This is a genomic window from Capnocytophaga canis (assembly GCF_000827555.1).
GTDB lineage: Bacteria > Bacteroidota > Bacteroidia > Flavobacteriales > Flavobacteriaceae > Capnocytophaga > Capnocytophaga canis.
This window is the reverse complement of record NZ_CDOI01000036.1, coordinates 1-2,021: the sequence shown is the minus strand read 5'-3', so window position 1 is coordinate 2,021 and position 2,021 is coordinate 1. Positions and strand designations below refer to the sequence as shown.

Annotated in this window: 4 protein-coding genes; 1 reads left to right on the top strand and 3 read right to left on the bottom strand. The window is 37.8% G+C overall.

Features of this window, described 5'->3' with window-relative positions:
• Positions 1 to 218, bottom strand: a 218-nt coding sequence (locus tag CCAND38_RS01625) for an RpiB/LacA/LacB family sugar-phosphate isomerase (RefSeq protein WP_042343301.1), incomplete at its 3' end; no start/stop codon positions are given.
• 305 nt (positions 219 to 523) lie between these two features.
• Between CCAND38_RS01625 and CCAND38_RS01620 the strand changes: the two genes are divergently transcribed.
• Positions 524 to 1,324: a TrmH family RNA methyltransferase gene (locus tag CCAND38_RS01620; protein ID WP_042343298.1), complete on the top strand. Its 801-nt coding sequence runs from the start codon at positions 524 to 526 to the stop codon at positions 1,322 to 1,324.
• A gap of 55 nt (positions 1,325 to 1,379) precedes the next feature.
• On the opposite strand, the gene CCAND38_RS01615 is transcribed toward CCAND38_RS01620, so the two are convergent.
• A complete protein-coding gene (locus CCAND38_RS01615) occupies positions 1,380 to 1,709 on the bottom strand; it encodes a MerR family transcriptional regulator (protein ID WP_042343296.1) in 330 nt (109 codons plus the stop codon).
• Between the two features lie 8 nt (positions 1,710 to 1,717).
• Positions 1,718 to 2,021, bottom strand: a 304-nt coding sequence (locus tag CCAND38_RS01610) for a M23 family metallopeptidase (protein WP_042005776.1), incomplete at its 5' end; no start/stop codon positions are given.

The following is a 2,021-nucleotide window of genomic DNA, read 5'->3' as shown; positions in this document are numbered from 1 at the left end:
ATGGCTATTCCGTTGCCACTTCCGCAGATGACAATACCTAAATCAACTTGCTTGGAAGTTACGGCTTCAGCCACTTTATGCCCAAAATCGGGGTAATCAACACTGTCAAAGGTGTCTGTACCGAAATTGATAACTTCTATACTTCGGCTTTCTAAATAATCTACAATGGCTTTTTTGTAAGCAGGACCTGCATGGTCATTCCCAATGGCTATTTTCATTATATCTGTTTTAAAGCAACAAAAATAGAAAAAACAATAGAAATAGCAAAAATAGTGATTCAACTTTAGAAATGTGAAACAAAATATATTTCATACCTTTGCACCGCTTCCTATCAAATGGAACTCCATCGGAAATTAAAAATACGGAAATCAATGATTTTATCTTCACAAAAAATATATCAATTGATTTACGCATGGTCAAATAATCATAATTTAGAGTTTTTGACATTTGAAATGACCCCTTCCGTTTTCGGAGTACTATTTAGTTATAGGGCATGAATAAGAAATAAACAGCATAGCATCTTATGAAAGAGATAACAAGCACTCAAAATAGCTTAATTAAACAATTACTTTTGCTTCAAGAGAAATCTCGAAACAGAAAAAAAGAAGGTATTTTCGTTATTGAAGGGACTCGTGAAATAACATTGGCCATCAAGGGTGGGTATACTTTACAAAGGATTCTTTTTCAACAAGATATTTTTTCGGAAGCCCAACTGAAGTCACTACTTCTGGAAACCAAATCCTCCCCTGAGTGCATTTGCATATCCAAAGAAGTCTACGAGAAACTTACCTATCGTTCATCAACAGAAGGTGTGATTGCTGTAGCCGTTGCTAAATCACATTCATTGAGCGACTTACACCTCAAAAAAACAAAACCTCTAATCTTAGTTGCCGAAGCTCCTGAAAAACCTGGGAACATCGGCGCTCTGTTACGTACGGCAGACGCAGCGGGAGTTGATGCGGTGTTGATTGCAAACCCAAAAACGGATCTATATAATCCGAACATCATCCGTTCAAGTGTGGGGTGCGTTTTTACAACAACCATCGCGATGGGAACAACTACTGAAATCATAGATTTTTTGAGAGATCAAGGAATTAATATTTTTTGTGCAGCTCTCTCAGCATCAAAACCTTACACAGAAGTTTCTTTTAATCAAGGAGTTGCTATTGTTGTCGGCACAGAAGACGAAGGACTTACAGAAGAATGGCTATCCAATTCCAACCAAAACATAATCATCCCGATGCAAGGAGTTATCGACTCAATGAACGTTTCAGTAGCCGCCGCCATATTAGTTTTTGAAGCTAAGAGACAACGAAGTATGTAAGTTTTGCTTCCAAAAAGGACTCTAATTATAGTAGCCGTTGATAAGCACATCCATGCTACAATTCCTCTTTAATTCGAATTAAACTGCGTTTAATATGCTCCAATTTCTCAATGATTTCGTAATTAGATAAAACCTGCTCATGCCCTTCTTTCAGTTTTTGACGAGCACCTTCAAGGGTAAATCCTTTTTCTTTAACCAGATGATATATCAACTGTAGTTTTTTCACATCATCGGCAGAAAACTTTCGGCTTCCTTTGAGATTCTTTTTTGGACTAATTATTCCAAATTCTTTTTCCCAAAAACGTAGTAGTGAAGTGTTTACATTAAAGGCTTTTGCAACTTCACCTATGGTGTAATACAACTTTTCAGGTAAATTTATTTCCATAAAGATACTTAGTCCATAGATTGGTTCTCATGAGTTGAAACTCTCAACATTTCGGCATACTCATCAGGTGACAAATTACCGTAGTAGAAATGTATCGGGTTGATATGCTCCCCATCTTTAATGATTTCATAATGCAGGTGAGGAGCCTGTGAGCGTCCTGTATTACCGACTGTGCCAATTAGTTCTCCTCGTTTAACGCGTTGTCCTGCCTTAACCTTGTAGTCATTCAAATGGGCGTAAAGACTTATGTAGCCATAGCCGTGATCGATACGAATATGCTTTCCATACCCCGAGGAAGCGTCATCGGCTCCC